General features: G+C 67.1%; 16 protein-coding genes. 7 read left to right on the top strand and 9 right to left on the bottom strand.

Annotation, left to right across the window (positions count from 1 at the left end):
• Positions 1-22 precede the first annotated feature (22 nt).
• Together ABQF30_RS06085 and ABQF30_RS06080 are read right to left on the bottom strand one after the other, a co-directional pair.
• The gene (locus ABQF30_RS06085) at positions 23-262 is read right to left on the bottom strand and encodes a redoxin NrdH (protein WP_448461890.1); all 240 of its coding nucleotides are present in this window, start codon (positions 260-262) and stop codon (positions 23-25) included.
• Between the two features lie 468 nt (positions 263-730).
• The gene (locus tag ABQF30_RS06080; protein WP_448461889.1) at positions 731-1273 is read right to left on the bottom strand and encodes an NADPH-dependent FMN reductase; all 543 of its coding nucleotides are present in this window, start codon (positions 1271-1273) and stop codon (positions 731-733) included.
• Between the two features lie 87 nt (positions 1274-1360).
• Here ABQF30_RS06080 and ABQF30_RS06075 point away from each other — a divergent pair, with 87 nt between their 5' ends.
• From ABQF30_RS06075 to ABQF30_RS06065, 3 genes are read left to right on the top strand one after another with little or no spacing between them, the layout of a single operon-like run.
• A complete protein-coding gene (locus tag ABQF30_RS06075) occupies positions 1361-1969 on the top strand; it encodes a TetR/AcrR family transcriptional regulator (protein WP_448461888.1) in 609 nt (202 codons plus the stop codon).
• 4 nt (positions 1970-1973) lie between these two features.
• The gene (locus ABQF30_RS06070) at positions 1974-3062 is read left to right on the top strand and encodes a DNA polymerase IV (protein WP_448461887.1); all 1089 of its coding nucleotides are present in this window, start codon (positions 1974-1976) and stop codon (positions 3060-3062) included.
• A gap of 9 nt (positions 3063-3071) precedes the next feature.
• The gene (locus ABQF30_RS06065; RefSeq protein ID WP_448461886.1) at positions 3072-4244 is read left to right on the top strand and encodes an AAA family ATPase; all 1173 of its coding nucleotides are present in this window, start codon (positions 3072-3074) and stop codon (positions 4242-4244) included.
• Here the strand turns inward: ABQF30_RS06065 and ABQF30_RS06060 are convergent.
• Positions 4241-5107 carry an SDR family oxidoreductase gene (locus ABQF30_RS06060; protein WP_448461885.1) on the bottom strand — a complete coding sequence of 289 codons (867 nt, stop codon included), beginning with the start codon at positions 5105-5107 and terminating at the stop codon, positions 4241-4243. The genes ABQF30_RS06065 and ABQF30_RS06060 overlap by 4 nt on opposite strands.
• A gap of 22 nt (positions 5108-5129) precedes the next feature.
• A complete protein-coding gene (locus ABQF30_RS06055; protein WP_448461884.1) occupies positions 5130-5792 on the bottom strand; it encodes a TetR/AcrR family transcriptional regulator in 663 nt (220 codons plus the stop codon).
• Positions 5793-5920: 128 nt separating this feature from the next.
• On the opposite strand from ABQF30_RS06055, the gene ABQF30_RS06050 reads away from it, so the two are divergent.
• Positions 5921-7402 (top strand): cytochrome P450, encoded by a 1482-nt coding sequence (locus ABQF30_RS06050; protein ID WP_448461883.1) that lies wholly within the window; start codon positions 5921-5923, stop codon positions 7400-7402.
• A 29-nt stretch (positions 7403-7431) separates the two neighbouring features.
• On the opposite strand, the gene ABQF30_RS06045 is transcribed toward ABQF30_RS06050, so the two are convergent.
• Positions 7432-7914: a 2-isopropylmalate synthase gene (locus tag ABQF30_RS06045; protein ID WP_448461882.1), complete on the bottom strand. Its 483-nt coding sequence runs from the start codon at positions 7912-7914 to the stop codon at positions 7432-7434.
• Between the two features lie 189 nt (positions 7915-8103).
• Between ABQF30_RS06045 and ABQF30_RS06040 the strand changes: the two genes are divergently transcribed.
• On the top strand, positions 8104-8865 hold the full coding sequence (locus ABQF30_RS06040) for a sulfite exporter TauE/SafE family protein (protein WP_448461881.1): 762 nt from the start codon (positions 8104-8106) through the stop codon (positions 8863-8865).
• A 10-nt stretch (positions 8866-8875) separates the two neighbouring features.
• On the opposite strand, the gene ABQF30_RS06035 is transcribed toward ABQF30_RS06040, so the two are convergent.
• From ABQF30_RS06035 to ABQF30_RS06020, 4 genes are all read right to left on the bottom strand, one after another.
• Complete coding sequence (locus tag ABQF30_RS06035) at positions 8876-9934, bottom strand: phosphotransferase family protein (RefSeq protein ID WP_448461880.1); 1059 nt, start codon at positions 9932-9934, stop codon at positions 8876-8878.
• A gap of 12 nt (positions 9935-9946) precedes the next feature.
• Entirely contained in the window at positions 9947-10759 is an 813-nt protein-coding gene (locus tag ABQF30_RS06030) for a class I SAM-dependent methyltransferase (protein ID WP_448461879.1), read from the bottom strand.
• 115 nt (positions 10760-10874) lie between these two features.
• On the bottom strand, positions 10875-12611 hold the full coding sequence (gene poxB, locus ABQF30_RS06025; protein WP_448461878.1) for a ubiquinone-dependent pyruvate dehydrogenase: 1737 nt from the start codon (positions 12609-12611) through the stop codon (positions 10875-10877).
• Positions 12612-12635: 24 nt separating this feature from the next.
• Entirely contained in the window at positions 12636-13403 is a 768-nt protein-coding gene (locus ABQF30_RS06020; RefSeq protein WP_448461877.1) for an SDR family NAD(P)-dependent oxidoreductase, read from the bottom strand.
• Positions 13404-13502: 99 nt separating this feature from the next.
• Here ABQF30_RS06020 and ABQF30_RS06015 point away from each other — a divergent pair, with 99 nt between their 5' ends.
• Both ABQF30_RS06015 and ABQF30_RS06010 read left to right on the top strand, forming a co-directional pair.
• Positions 13503-15035, top strand: a complete 1533-nt coding sequence (locus ABQF30_RS06015; protein WP_448461876.1) for a molybdopterin-dependent oxidoreductase — start codon at positions 13503-13505, stop codon at positions 15033-15035.
• Between the two features lie 126 nt (positions 15036-15161).
• Positions 15162-15530 carry a GatB/YqeY domain-containing protein gene (locus ABQF30_RS06010; RefSeq protein ID WP_448461875.1) on the top strand — a complete coding sequence of 123 codons (369 nt, stop codon included), beginning with the start codon at positions 15162-15164 and terminating at the stop codon, positions 15528-15530.
• Positions 15531-15549: the final 19 nt, after the last annotated feature.

Raw genomic sequence — 15549 nt, 5'->3', positions numbered from 1 at the left:
CAATCCGGCTTGACTGCCTCCGTTACGCGCTGACCGAGACCTCGCTGAGCGCCTTGATCCGGTCGGGACGGAAACCCGACCAGTGGTCGTTGCCGGCCACGACGACCGGCGCCTGCAGGTAGCCCAGCGCCATGACGTAGTCGCGGGCTTCGCTGTCCAAGCTGATGTCGACCTTCTCGTAGGCGATGCCCTGCTTGTCCAGTGCCTTGTAGGTGGCATTGCACTGCACGCACGCGGGCTTGGTGTACACGGTGACGGTCATCTTCGGTACGGCTCCTCTTGCGGTAAGTGAAGAAATCTAGACAGTGACTGGCAACTGATCGTGTACTGCATCTCGCTATACATCAGCGACCCTCGGACCGCCAAAATTCCTGACCCCCGAGGCCACTCTCCGGCCGGCCCTGAAACCGACTCCGCCGGATTCGCTGCGCTCCGGCGGGCTCCCGAACCGTGGTGGCCTGTCGGTCTCCAAGACACTACACCTAGTGTCCCGGCAGTTGAAGCCATACAAGATGTTCTGAATAACATTTCTGAAATTCCCAGGTCGTAAGCTTGCCGAACGCCCCGCGCCCGGCGTGTCGTGCGTCACACAACGGCACTTGTCACACTCCACCCCTAGGTCTACCAGCAACCACCGACAAGTCCGCCGGCGGCGAAGATCACATTCCCTGAACAGCAAAGCCGCCGGCCGGGTCGGTTGGGACCCTGGCCGGCAGCCGTGATGCGTTGTTCAGCCAACCTCAGCGGCCAGCTTGCCGACGATGTCGCGCAGGTTGGTCACCACCTCGGCGTTCTCCCGCGGATGCTTGCCGTCCAGCGCCTTGGCCGGGATCGAGAGCTTGAGGTCCTCGACCACCCGCGGCCCGGCGATGCCGAACGACTTGCGGGTCTCGTCGTGCGCCCAGACGCCGCCGTACTGCCCCAGCGCGGCGCCGATCACCGCAACCGGCTTGTCTTTGAGAGCGCTGTTGCCGAACGGCCGCGACAGCCAGTCGATGGCGTTCTTCAGCACGGCCGGAATCGAGCCGTTGTATTCAGGCGTGACGACGAGCGCCGCGTCGGCTCCGGCCGCGGTCTCCCGCAGGGCGACCACCGGTTCAGCCACATCCGCGGTGTCGAAGTCTTCGTTGTAGAACGGCAGTTCACCCAGCCGGTCAAAGACCTGCAGCTCCACGCCGCCGGGCGCCGATTCCACCGCGAGCTCGGCGAGCTGTCGGTTGATCGACGCCGCGCGCAAGCTACCTACGAGCACCAGCACCTTGATGTCAGCCATATTTCCCAGTCCCTTCGTCAAACCTGATCGTCACAGAGATCAACCGGACCACGGTCCGATTGATTCCAGCTGAGTTAAAGTACAGGGGTGGTTGCCTCCGACCGCCCGACCCGGCTCGCGGTCACCGACGCGGTGCCACAAGAACGTGGTGATGCCGCCCGTAATCGCGCCCTGCTCATGGATGCCGCGCGCCGGTTGATCGCCGAGCGTGGACCCGACGCGGTCAGCACCGACGATATCGCGACAGCGGCCGGCGTCGGGAAGGGCACATTGTTCCGCCGGTTCGGCAGCCGCGCGGGTCTGATGATGGTGCTGTTGGACGAAGACGAGCGGGCTTCGCAGGAAGCGTTCATGTTCGGGCCACCGCCACTGGGCCCCGGCGCCCCGCCTCTGGAACGACTGTTGGCCTACGGCCGCCACCGACTGCGGTTCGTCCGTGTCCACCATGCCCTGATGTCGGACGCGGCGCTCGATCCGCAGACCCGGTTCGGTGCGCCGTTCACCCTGCACCAGTCCCATCTGCGAATGCTCCTGGAGAGCGCAGGCAGCACAGGCGATCTCGACGCGCAGGCCGACGCCCTGCTGTCACTGCTGGACGCCGACTACATCGAGCATCAACTCACCGAACGGGGTCGCACCCTCGAGTCGCTCGACGACGCCTGGGCAAGCGTGGCCCGCAAGCTGAGCGGCCAGTAGTCCGATGACCGGCTGGGTGCTGCATGTCGACCTGGACCAGTTCCTGGCTTCGGTGGAACTGCGGCGTCACCCCGAACTCGACGGCCTGCCGGTCATCGTCGGTGGCAGCGGCGACCCCACCGAACCGCGCAAGGTCGTCACCTGCGCGTCCTATCAGGCCCGGGAGTTCGGTGTGCATGCCGGCATGCCGCTGCGCACCGCGGCGCGCCGCTGCCCCGACGCCACCTTCCTGCCGTCGGACCCGGCCGCTTACGACGAAGCGTCCGAACAGGTGATGGGTCTGCTGCGCGACCTCGGGTACCCGCTGGAGGTGTGGGGCTGGGACGAGGCGTATCTCGGCGCCGGGGCCGACGTCGATCCGGTCGAGTTGGCAGAGCGCATCCGCACCGTGGTGGCCGCAGAGACGGGGTTGTCCTGCTCGGTCGGCATCAGCGACAACAAACAACGCGCCAAAGTGGCCACCGGCCTGGCCAAGCCGACGCGCACGCGAGGAGCAGACGAAGCGCCGGGTATCTACGTCCTCACCGAAGCCAACTGGATGGCGGTGATGGGTGACCGACCGCCCGATGCGCTCTGGGGTGTGGGTCCAAAGACCACCAAAAAGCTTGCCACGCTGGGGATCACCACGGTGGCCGACCTCGCCGCAACCGACGCCACCCTGCTGACCGCCACGTTCGGCCCGAGCACCGGTCTGTGGATCCTGTTGCTGGCCAAAGGCGGTGGCGATACCGAGGTCAGTTCAGAGCCCTGGGTGCCGCGCTCCCGCAGTCACGTCATCACGTTCGCCGAGGACCTGACCCGTCGTGACGAGATCGACGCGGCGGTACGCGAACTGGCTCAACGGACGCTGACCGAGGTCCTCGAGCAGGACCGCATCGTGACCCGAGTGGCGGTCACGGTCCGGACGAACACGTTCTACACCCGCACCAAGATCCGCAAGCTGCCGGCACCGAGCACCGACGCGGGCCTGATCACCGACACCGCGCTTGCCGTGCTGCATCAGTTCGAACTCGACCGGCCGATCCGCCTGTTGGGCGTGCGACTGGAGCTGGCGATGGATCCAGCTGCCCCGCTTGTCACCGCCGGGCAATAACCTCGACCCATGCTGCAGACCGTCGCCATTCGCGGGTACCGCTCACTGCGCGAGGTGATCCTGCCGCTGACCGACCTCACGGTCATCACGGGCGCCAACGGCACCGGGAAGTCCTCGATCTACCGGGCGCTGCGACTGTTGGCCGACTGCGGGCGTGGACAGGTCATCGGATCTCTCGCGCGCGAGGGCGGGCTGCAGTCGGTGCTGTGGGCGGGGCCCGAACAACCCGCCGACGAGGCTCAGGGCACTACCCGGATGCGTCCGGTATCCCTCGAACTCGGTTTCGCCGCCGACGATTTCGGCTACCTCGTCGACCTCGGACTACCCCAGATGGCGGGCACCGGGCCAACGGCATTCGCCCAGGATCCGGAGATCAAGCGGGAAGTGGTGTTCGCCGGTCCGGTGCTGCGGCCCAGCTCGACGCTGGTACGCCGGACCAGAGAGTTCGCCGAGGCCGCCGCGCAGTCCGGACGCGGGTTCGACGAGTTGAGCCGATCGCTGCCGTCGTACCGCAGTGTGCTCGCCGAGTACGCGCACCCGCAGGCGCTTCCGGAGCTGTCGGCGGTCTCCGACCGGTTACGGGACTGGCGGTTCTACGACGGATTCCGCGTCGACGCGGCCGCCCCCGCCCGAGCACCTCACGTCGGCACCCGCACCCCGGTGCTCGCCGACGACGGCTCCGATCTGGCCGCGGCCGTGCAGACCATCATCGAGGCGGGGCTCGACGATCTGGAGCGGGCGGTGGCCGACGCCTTCGACGGCGCCAGCGTCTCGGTCACGGTCAATGACGGGCTGTTCGATCTGCAGCTGCGTCAGCGCGGCATGTTACGGCCGTTGCGGGCCGCTGAATTGTCCGACGGTACATTGCGTTTCCTACTGTGGGCCGCCGCGCTGCTCAGCCCGCGACCGCCGTCGTTGATGGTCCTGAACGAACCTGAGACGTCACTTCACCCCGACCTCGTCCGGCCGCTGGCGGCCCTGATCGCCACCGCCGCAACCCAGACCCAGGTCGTGGTGGTCACGCATTCGCGTGCCCTGCTGGAGTTCCTGGACACCACACCGGTTTCCGACGAGGACCACGGCACGGCGGTGGAGATCGAACTCTACAAACAGTGGGGCGCGACGAACGTGACCGGACTCGGCATGCTCACAACGCCCGCCTGGCATTGGGGAAAACGCTAGCGCTGCACGGCCTTTGGCCGCAGCGCCCGGCTGAACAGCACGTTGACCTGACGCATCGCGACGCTGTAGGGCCACCACGCGACCCGCTTGAACGTGTACAGCGCGCGGATGTCGGCCGAGGTGTAGATCAGGAAACGGTTGCGGCGCACACCCGCGAGAATCTTGTCGGCCGCTTTCTCGGGGGAGATGGCGTGGCCGGCGAACCGGTCCACCCACTTCTGCACGTTCGGATCTTCCCGGTCCACGCCGGCGATCTGAACCGATTGCACCAGACCGGTTTTCACCGCGCCGGGTACCACCACCGACACCCCTATGCGATGGCGGGCCAGATCGAAGCGCAGCACTTCGCTCAACCCGCGCAGCCCGTACTTGCTGGCGCTGTAAGCGCTGTGCCACGGCAGCGCCACCAGCCCGGCCGCCGAGGACACGTTGACCAGGTGACCGCCCCGGCGCGCCTCGACCATCGCAGGCAAGAACGTCTCGATCACGTGGATCGGGCCCATCAGGTTGATGTCGATCATCGAGCGCCACTGCTCGTGGGTGAGCTGGTCAACCGTCCCCCATGCCGACACCCCGGCGATGTTCATCACCAGGTCCATCGGGGCGTGCGCGGCGTGGATGTCCTTGGCGAACGCCGCCACCTGGTCGTAGTCGGAGATATCGAAAGCCCGATGCTCGTGCACCTCGGCCCCCAACGCACGCGCGTCGGCGACGGTTTGCACCAGGCCGGCCTCGTCGCGGTCGGTCAGGTACAGCACGGCACCCTGAGCCGCCAGCGCAAGCGTAGTGGCGCGTCCGATACCACTGGCCGCGCCGGTGATGAAACAGCGTTTTCCCCGAAAATCGTCGCTCCCCTGCGCCATAGCGGTGACCTTACCCGCGGCGCTATTCCGGGAGCCCGCCCCACAGCGCGTTGAGCCACAGCCGCTCCACGATGTCGAGCGCACGGGCCGGGTCGGTATCGCGACCGACGAAGCCCGAGTCGTGCGACAACGTCATCGCCGTGGTGGCGGTCAGGGTGCGTACCAGTGCGGGAATGTCCTCGGAGATCGGGCGCGCGCCCTCGTCCTGTTCGACCAGGCCGACGATCTTGCCGATGACAGCGTCCTCGAAGTCGTTCATGAGTTCGCGGATCTGGGCGTCGGTGTTCTGCGCGACCGTACAGGCCGACATGATCGGATCGTTGGTGGCGAACACGGTTGCCGCACTGCCGACCATCCGCTTGGCGAATGCGGCAGGCGTCTCGCCGGCCTCGCGGGGCGCGTAGTCGTGCGTGAGAGCGGCGAGTTCCTCCATCGCGTCGGCGAGGATCACCGCCAGCACCGCGTACTTCGAATCGAAGTAGAAGTAGAAGCCCGATCGGGCCACCCCGGCGCGTTCACTGATCGTGCTGACCGACAAGTCGGCGAACGACTCTTCCTCCACCAGTTCCCGCACGGCCTTCACGATGGCGTCGCGCTGCCGGTCGCCCCGGCTGCGACGGACCGGCGCAGCGGAACCTGCGCTGGTGGAGCCGTTGCTGCCCTCCGGTATCGATTCGGCGGTCATGCCATTAGACCTTTGCACCGCGGCACTCCAGATCAAAACTTGACATGCGTCAAGTCTCCCATTCAGGATGGGGTTAACAGGTGACGTCCACCACAGCTTTGCAGCCTCAGCAGCGTCAGGAGCGGCATATGGCCACGATCAGCACCCCGGAGTATCTCCTCGGCGAGGCGAAGCGACGCCTCACGCCGTCGATCAACAACTTCCCTGGGATGGGTGCCGTCGAGAAGCGCCTCCGCCGGCGTGAGTGGCAGCAGTTCGAGCTCTCCAAGCCGCCCGCGGGCAGCGGCCTCAAGCCCGTGATGGGCGACGCAGGCCTGCCGGTGCTCGGGCACATGATCGAGACGTTCCGCGGTGGCCCCGAGTACGTGCTCGAGGTCTACCGCAAGCACGGCCCGGTGCACTACGCCCACTCCCCAGCCCTTCCGTCGGTGCTGGCACTGGGTCCGGACGCCACCCAGACGGTGTTCTCCAACCGCAACAAGGACTACAGCCAGGGCGGCTGGCAGCCGGTCATCGGCCCGTTCTTCAACCGCGGCCTGATGCTCCTGGACTTCGACGAGCACATGTACCACCGACGGATCATGCAGGAGGCGTTCACCCGGACCCGCCTGACCGGCTACGTCGAGCACATCGACCGGGTGGCCTCCGACGTCATCGCCAAAGACTGGGTCGCCAACGACGCCCGCTTCCTGTTCTATCCGGCGGTCAAGGAACTCACCCTCGACATCGCCTCGGTGGTGTTCATGGGCCACGAGCACGGCGGCGACAAGGAACTGGTGACCAAGGTCAACGACGCATTCACCATGACCACTCGGGCCGGCGGGGCGATCATCCGCACGGCGGTGCCGCCGTTCAAGTGGTGGCGGGGGCTGCAGGCCCGCAAGGTGCTGGATGAGTACTTCACCGCCCGCGTCAAGGAGAAGCGTGGCTCGGCGGGCACCGACATGCTGACGGTGCTCTGTCAGACCGAGGACGAGGAGGGCAACAGCTTCTCCGATCAGGACATCGTCAACCACATGATCTTCCTGATGATGGCCGCGCACGACACGTCGACGTCGACGCTGACGACGATGGCCTACCACCTGGCCGCCAACCCGGAGTGGCAGGACCGGGTCCGCGACGAGTCCGATCGCCTCGGCGACGCACCGCTCGACATCGGGGCCCTCGACAAGCTCGAGACACTGGACCTCGTGATCAATGAGGCGCTGCGCCTCGTCACGCCGCTGCCCTTCAACGTGCGCTCCACGGTGCGCGACACCGACCTGTGCGGGTACCACGTGCCCGCGAACACCACGGTCGTGACGTGGCCGTCGATGAACCATCACCTTCCGGAGTTGTGGACCGACCCCGAGAAGTTCGACCCGGCCCGGTTCGCCGAGCCCCGCAATGAGCACAAGCAGCATCGGTACGCGTTCGCGCCGTTCGGCGGCGGTGCGCACAAGTGCATCGGCATGGTGTTCGGCCAGCTCGAGATCAAGACGGTGATGCACCGACTGCTGCGCAAGTACCGCCTCGAGTTGGCCGGCCCCGGCTACAAGGCGCACTGGGACTACGGCGGCATGCCCATCCCGATCGACGGTATGCCGATCGTCCTGCGCCCGCTGCGCTGACGCTCTGTCGCTGACGTTTTCCGCGGAAGTCAGGCCGCGGCAATCAGCCGGTTGGCACACGCGATGACCGCACGCAGCGCCGACTGCACCGGATCGTCGGCGAGCCCCATCGCCCACTGGCTGCGCACCCCGTCGCAGCCCTTGATGAACGTGGCCGTCTGCCCGCCGGTCGGCAGTTGGTGAAATGACGTGGTCTCGACGGTGATGCCCCGCTCGTAGAGCATCTCGGTCAACGCCGCCACCGGCCCGCTGGCTGCCGCCGTGGACGTGCTGATGGCGTCGCCGATGGCGAGCGTGGCCTGATAGTGGCGCGCCTGCGGCCCTGCCGTCCGTTTGGGGTCGGTGCAGGCCCAGTGCCCCAGCCGCAACGGCCCGGCGCTCGCCGCGAATTCGGCAAGGAACGAGTCCCAGGACTCCGTGGCACCCGCGTCGCGCAGACCGCGCGGCAACGGGGCGGTGAAGTTCGCCGCGAACGACGACGGTGCGGCTTGAGCTGCTGGAGAGGGATACATGTGCCGGTCTTCTCTTGCTCAGAGGAATTGACCGACGAGTAGCGACGACCCACAGCGAGGGGTCGGTCCAGATCAGACCCCGCTGCGGGTTGCTACTACGAGTCGCCTCGGCACGTTGGCGATGCTAGACGTTCCCCCGGCGACCACGCAAACACTTTCTCTCAGTAACCTCTGCGCAGTGGGCGCCGCATGACCTTCTGGGACATCGCGCTCCTATTCGTCGCCGGGATCGCCGGCGGCCTCACCGGCAGCATCGCCGGGCTGGCGTCGGTGGCCACCTATCCCGCGCTGCTGCTGATCGGGCTGCCGCCGGTTACGGCCAACGTGACCAACACCGTGGCCGTCGTGTTCAACGGCGTCGGATCGGTGTGGGGATCGCGACCTGAACTGGCCGGGCAGGGCGAGTGGATCAAACGCATCATTCCGATGGCCGCCCTGGGTGGCGCGGCCGGCGCGGCGCTGCTGCTGTGCACCCCGGCCGAGGGCTTCGAAAAGGTGGTTCCGTTCCTGCTCGCGTTCGCGTCGGTCGCGATCCTGCTGCCCCGCAAGGAACACCGCGAGGCCAGGGTCGCCAACCACCGCGACCACATGATCAAGGTCATGGTCGAGGCCGGCGCGATCTTTCTGATCACCATCTACGGCGGGTACTTCGGCGCCGCCGCGGGGGTGCTGCTGTTGGCGTTGTTGCTGCGCGCCGGCGGCGCGACGCTCGCCCACGCCAACGCGGGAAAGAACGTCATCCTGGGCGTCGCGAACTCCGTGGCAGCGGCGGTGTTCGTGGTCTTCGCACCGGTGTACTGGCCCGCCGTCGTTCCGCTCGGCATCGGCTGTCTGATCGGGTCCCGGCTCGGGCCGATCGTGGTGCGGCGCGCGCCGGCCACCCCGCTGCGCGTGCTGATCGGCGCAGTCGGCGTGGCGCTCGCGGTCAAGCTCGCCCTCGACGCCTACTGAGTTCCGCCCGTCAGTCGAAAGGGCTGTCGCCCTTGGCGACCCGAGTGCCCAGGGTGATGAGATTCTCGGCCGAGGAGTGCAGCTGTTCGCCCGCTTCCCGACTGGCTTGCCCGGCCAGGTATCGCGACCACGTCCCCTCGATGACGATGCCGAGCTTGAAACAGGCCAGCGCCACATACCAGTCCAGCCTTGAAGTTTCGCGGCCCCCGGCGGCCCGGTACACGTCGAGCAGCTCGCCGCGACTGGCCAGCCCGCCCAGCGCGGCCAAAGCCGAACCCGCGTTGATCGGGTTCGGATCGTCGGGCCAGCACACCAACATCCATCCCAGATCGAGCAACGGATCGCCGATCGTGCACATCTCCCAGTCGATGAACGCGGCCAACTCGGGCACCTCGCGGCGCAGCATCACATTGTTGAGGTGCGCGTCGCCGTGCATGATGCCGGGCTCGGCGTCGGGCGGGCGGTTGGTTTCCAGCCACCCGGCCAGGCCGCCGACAGCCAGCGACTCGGGTGCGTACCTCTCATGCCGGTAGCTCTCCAACAACTTCAGAAACTGCGGAACCTGGCGCGCCAGAAAGGATCCCGGCGGCCGGATGGCGGCCAGTTCACTGTTCTCCCACGGCGCGTTGCCGAGCCGGGCCAGGCTGCCCGCATATGACAGGCCTACCCGGTGCCGCATGTCGGCGTCCTGGTAGGCCGGCGCGACCTCGGTGCCCGGATTGAACCCGTCAACCTCTTCCATCAGGTAGAAGACCACCCCGAGCACGTCGAGGTCGGTGCACCCGGCGATGAAGCCGGGATGCGGGACACCCGACCCCGCCAACGTTCGCAATACCGCGATCTCGCGCATCATCGTCATGTCGCTCGTGGGTCGCGGATGCACGGGCGGACGCCGCAGCACCATCGGGCGTCCGTCGACGAGCAGGCGCACCACGATGTTCTGGGTGCCGCCGGTCAGCGGAGCAATGTCGGTCACGGTCGAACCGAGCCCCTGCGCCCGCACCCACCGCTGCAACGCGGCTTGATCGGGCTCACTCAACGTCGGCAGCTGCTGCACATCACCAGGCATGCAGACATGCTGTCAGGACTTGCGGGCAGTCAGGAGCAAGTACTCCCATTCCATGGTTGAGCCGCCCCGCAGGAACTCGTCGCCGATCCGCGCGATGTCGGCATCCAGCGCCGCGACACGCTCCGGATCACCCTCGATGTTGCGGTACGCCGCGATCGTCGGTCCGTAGACGGTTTTGAAATAGTCGCGGAAGGCGGCGCCGTCGGGGAAATGGTCCACGGTCAGCGTGCGGGACTCGGTGACGACGTCGCCGACCCGGTCACCGAGCAGCGCGCGGACGTGTTCCTCTCGACCCCACAGTGGCGGCGGCTGCGCCCCGGGCGGTGGCGGGGCAACGTACGGCTTCATCGTCGCGAACAGCCGCCCGATGTGGCCCTCGGGTGTCCAGCTGAGCAGACCGATCCGGCCACCAGATTTGCAGACGCGGACCAACTCATCGGCGGCCTGCTGATGGAACGGCGCGAACATCACGCCGATGCATGACATGACAACGTCGAATTCATTGTCGCCGAACGGCAATTGGTGGGCGTTGGCTTCTTGCCATTCGAGGTCGACGCCGCGCTCGGCGGCCAGCGCGCGGCCCTGTTCGAGTAGCTCCGGGCACAGGTCACTGGCGATGACGTCGGCGCCGGTCTGCGCGGCGGGGAGCGCCGCGTTCCCGGTTCCTGCGGCCACGTCGAGCACTCGGTCGCCGGGGCCTATGCCACAGGCTTCCACGAGCACCGGGCCAAGTGGTGATACCAGTTCGGCGGCGAGTCTCGCGTAGTCGCCGGACGCCCACATGGCGCGGTGTTTGGCCGCAAGTTCGGTGTTGACGGCGTTCATGGATGCCTCCTCTCAGAGGGATTATCGTCACGCCGGCCACCAAATACATCCAGTTCACACATATGCACCGGTGGCTGGTGCACAGCGTTTCCCCGGTGGGTCCGGGCCGAAGCGCTCAATCCAGGAGACGGCGCGCGACGTTGGTGCTGACGAGGTCGAGAAGTTCGTCGGCGCGGCCGGCCAGAATCGTCCGAATTGCGTAGAGCGAGAAGCCTTTTGCCTGTTCAACGGTGATCGCCGGTGGTATCGACAGCTCCTGGCGCGCGGTGACGACGTCGACGACGGCCGGGCCGTCATGGGCGAAGGCGTCGGTCAGCGCAGATTCCAACTCCCCCGGCTCGGTGACCCGTCTGCCGAACACTCCCATCGACTGGGCGACCGCGGCGAAGTCCGGGTTGACCAAATCGGTCCCGAACGTCACGATGCCCGCGGCCTTCATCTCCAGTTCCACGAAGTTGAGCGACGAGTTGTTGAACACGATCACCTTGACCGGCAACCGGTTCTGGATCAGCGTGACCAGTTCACCGAACAACATCGTCAGGCCGCCGTCTCCGGCCAGGGCAACCACCTGCCGGCCGGGGAATGCGGTCTGGGCACCGATCGCGTGCGGCAGTGCGCAGGCCATCGTGCCGTGGTTGAACGAGCCGATCAGCCGGCGCCTGCCGTTCATGGTCACGTACCGCGCCGCCCACACCACCGGTGATCCGACATCGCAGGTGAACACGGCGTCGTCAGACGCCAACCGGTTGGCTAGTCCCGCAACGTATTCCGGCCGGATCGGGGTGCGGTCGCGGTCATTGACGGCGAGCGCGTCCATGGAAGCGCGGGTCTTGCGGTAGTGCCGTAGCGACCGGTCGAGATGGTCGCGGTCCTGCTTGGGCCGCAGCAGCGGTTGCAGCGCGGCCAGGGTGTCTTTGACGGTGCCGCGCAGGCCCAGATCGATCGAGGTGCGCCTGCCGAGGTTGCGGCCGCGGATATCGACCTGAATGACCGCGGCCCCTTCGGGATAGAACTGCTGATACGGGAAGTCGGTGCCCAGCATCAACAGGGTGTCGGCCTCCTTGATGGCCTTGTAGCCGGAGGCGAACCCGAGCAACCCGGTCATCCCGACGTCGAACGGATTGTCGTATTCGACGAATTCCTTGCCGCGCAACGCATGCACGATCGGCGACTGCAGCGTCGTCGCGAGTTCGATCAGTGCGTCGTGCGATCCGGCGACGCCCGCGCCGCCGAGGATGGTGACGCGTTCGGCGGCGTTGAGGAGATCGGCGGCCCGGCGCACCGATTCGTCGTCGGGCCGCAGGATCGAACGGGTCGGATGTACCGGCCGTGCCGTCCAGCCAGCATCCGGCGTGGATTGCAGGAAGATCTCACCGGGGATGACGACGACGGCCACGCCGTTCTCCTCGATCGCGGCGCGCATGGCCATCTCGAGGATGCGCGGCGCCATCTCGGCAGTGCTGATCAGTTCGCAGTAGACACTGCATTCCCGGAACAGGTCCTGTGGGTGGGTCTCCTGGAAGTATTCCGAACCGATCTCGGTACGGGGGATGTGTGCAGCGATCGCCAGCACCGGCACGCGACTGCGGTTCGCGTCGAACAAGCCGTTGATCAGGTGCAGATTGCCGGGACCGCAGCTGCCCGCGCACACTGCGAGCTGACCGGTCAGCGCGGCATCGGCGGTGGCCGCGAACGCCGCGGTCTCCTCGTGGCGCACGTGCTCCCAAGTGATGTCGCCGCTGCGCCGGATGGCGTCGGTGAAACCGTTGAGGCTGTCGCCGGGCAGGCCGTAGACCCGGCGAACGCCGCTGACCCCCAGTGCGGAAATGACATGATCAGCGACGGTCGCCATGGCCGAAGCGTAGCGCTGCCGCTCCTACTTGGGGGCGAACCGCTGCCCGGCGTCCAAGCGGATGCACTGGCCGTTGAGCATCGCGTTCTCCACGATCGCGACGGCGAGCTTGGCGTACTCCTCCGGGCGGCCCAGCCGCTTCGGGAAGGCCGCGTCCTTGGTCAGCACTGCCGCGAACTCGTCGGGAATGCCTTCGGTGAGCCCGGTGGCGAACAGACTCGGCGCGATGGCCAATGCCCGGATTCCCAGGCTGCCCAGATCGCGCGCCATGGTCAGGCACATGCCGGCGATCGCGGCCTTCGATGCGGTGTAGGCGATCTGGCCGATCTGGCCCTCGAACGCGGCGATCGAGGCGGTGTTGATGATGACGCCGCGTTCCTCGGCCTCGGCGTCGACGGGTTCGTTCTTGCTCATGTGCCAGGCCGACAACCGGCTGATGTTGAACGTGCCGATGAGGTTGAGGTCAATGCTGGCCCGGAAGGAGTCCAGGCTGTGCGGGCCGTCTTTCTTGATGGTGCGTTCGCCGATACCGCCGCCCGCGGTGGTCACCGCGATATGAAGCGCACCCAAACTCTCCACGGCGCGCTGCAACACTTCCTCGGTGCCGTCGAAGTCGGTGACGTCGACCTCGAAGAACGAGCCGCCGATCTGGTCGGCCACCTCTTGGCCCTTCGATTGCGGCCGGTCCAGTACCGCGACGCTGGCTCCGCGCTTGGCCAGCGCCTCGGCGGTCGCCCGGCCAAAGCCCGACGCGCCGCCGACAACGATCGCCTTCTTGCCTTCGATCTCCATCTAGGTTCCTTTCCAAAAGTGACCGAAATCGTAAAGTAACCTAACCCATGAAGCCTTCCGGTAAGCCTTTCGGGTTCGCTTCGCAGGTAGCTTTGACACATGTCGGATCGCGTCCGTCGCATACCGGCGCTGGCCGGTGTCGCGGCGGCAGCCGTCGCACTCGGAGTCACCGAGCTACTTGCAGTCCCGTTCGGGCCTGCGGCTGACGCGCGCACCGCCGTGGGGTCCGCGGTCATCGACCTGACGCCCGGCCCGGTGAAGGAATGGGCCATCACGATGTTCGGCACCGCCGACAAACTCGTGCTGACAGTCCTGGTGATCGCCGTCATCGCGGTGATCGCCACCGTGGCAGCCTCCTGGGAGAGGCGCAGGCTTCCGGTCGGCAGCATCGCGATCGCGTTGGGCGGCTTGCTCGGCTGCGCGGCGGTGCTCTCGCGCGCCGGCGCCACCTGGTGGGCAATCCTGCCGACCGTGGCCGGAACCCTGTGCGGAATCGCGGTCATGCGCCTGCTCACCTCGGGCCGCATCAATGACGCGCCGTCCGATGCCGACGACGGCGTCGATCCGGGCCGCCGGCTCTCGCTGATCACTCTCGGCTTGTTGGCTGCGGGGGCGGCCACCGGCGTCGCCGGCGCGGTGTTGTCCCGGTTGGCCTCGTCCGTCGCCGAGGACCGCAACGCGTTCGCACTGCCGCGCCCCGCGGTTGACGCGCCGCCGGTTCCAGCTGCCGTGCAGCCGGCGAATGTGGCGCTGCCGTCGTTCATCACGCCCAACCCGCAGTTCTACCGGATCGACACCGCATTGACCGTGCCGCAGCTCAGCCGCGCGGATTGGAAGCTGCGCATCCACGGGATGACCGACCGTGAAATCACGTACGGCTTCGATGACCTGGAGCGCTTCGAGGTGGTGGAGAAAGTCGTCACCTTGACGTGTGTGTCCAACCCGGTGGGCGGCGACCTGATTTCCAATGCCACCTGGACCGGGTACCGCGTCCGCGACCTGCTTGCCGAGGCCGGCGTGGCGCCCGACGCCGACATGGTGTTGTCGACGTCGATCGACGGCTTCACCGCGGGCACACCGGTGCAGGCGCTCACCGACGGCCGCGACGCACTACTGGCGATCGGCATGAACGGCGAACCGCTGCCGCCGGATCACGGATATCCGGCGCGCCTGGTGGTGCCCGGGCTGTACGGCTACGTGTCGGCCACCAAATGGGTGGTGGATCTGGAGCTGACGCGGTTCGACCGGGCCCAGGCGTACTGGACCAAGCTCGGTTGGTCGGCGCATGGCCCGATCAAGACCCACTCACGGATCGATGTCCCCCGCGACGGCCAGGGGGTCGGCCCCGGCCCCGTCCGGTTCGGCGGTGTCGCATGGGCGCAGAACCGTGGGGTGCGCAGTGTCGAGGTGCGCATCGACGACGGAGAGTGGGAAACGGCCCAGTTGGGCGCCGCCTACTCAGGTGAGACCTGGCGATTGTGGAGCTTCGACTGGACGGCCGCAGACGCAGGCGAGCACACGATCACGGTGCGCGCCACCGACAACACCGGAGCGGTGCAGACCTCGGACCTGGCCGATCCCGTGCCCGACGGCGCAACCGGCTGGCACACCGTGTCCTTCGAGGTCACCTAGCACCGCGAGCGTGCGGGTCTGTCCCCCGACACGCCGCAAATTTCCAGCACTTCGCGCACCCTCGCCGCCGCCGAGTGTGCGGAATTCGTTCGACAGCGCGCCACTGCGCAAATAGGTTGGCGTGCCATGACACCGGCACATCAGTGGCGTGACAAGCTCCGCCAGGAGTTGCTCTCGGCGCGCAAAGCCCGCGACACCGCGCGCGTCGCGGCGCTGCGCTCAGCGTTGAGCGCCATCGACAATGCCGAGACACCGGACGCCGTCGAATCCGACACCCACGCAGGCGGCCCGATCGCGGGTGCGGGGTCCGGTGTGGGTTCGACCGAGACGGCCCGCCGGGTGCTCTCCGAGGCGGAGATACGCAACCTGATCCAGGCTGAGATCGCCGAAAGCATCGCTGCGGCAACAGAATACGTCGCAGGCGGGCATCACGCGCGGGCAGCGGATCTGCGAGCGCAAGCTGATGCGCTCGCTCATACCCTTCGGGATGTCTGAGCACCGTGGCACCCTGAGG

The organism is Mycolicibacterium sp. XJ870, from assembly GCF_053483975.1.
The sequence above is the reverse complement of the archived record's forward strand: the minus strand, read 5'-3'. Positions and strand labels throughout refer to the sequence as shown.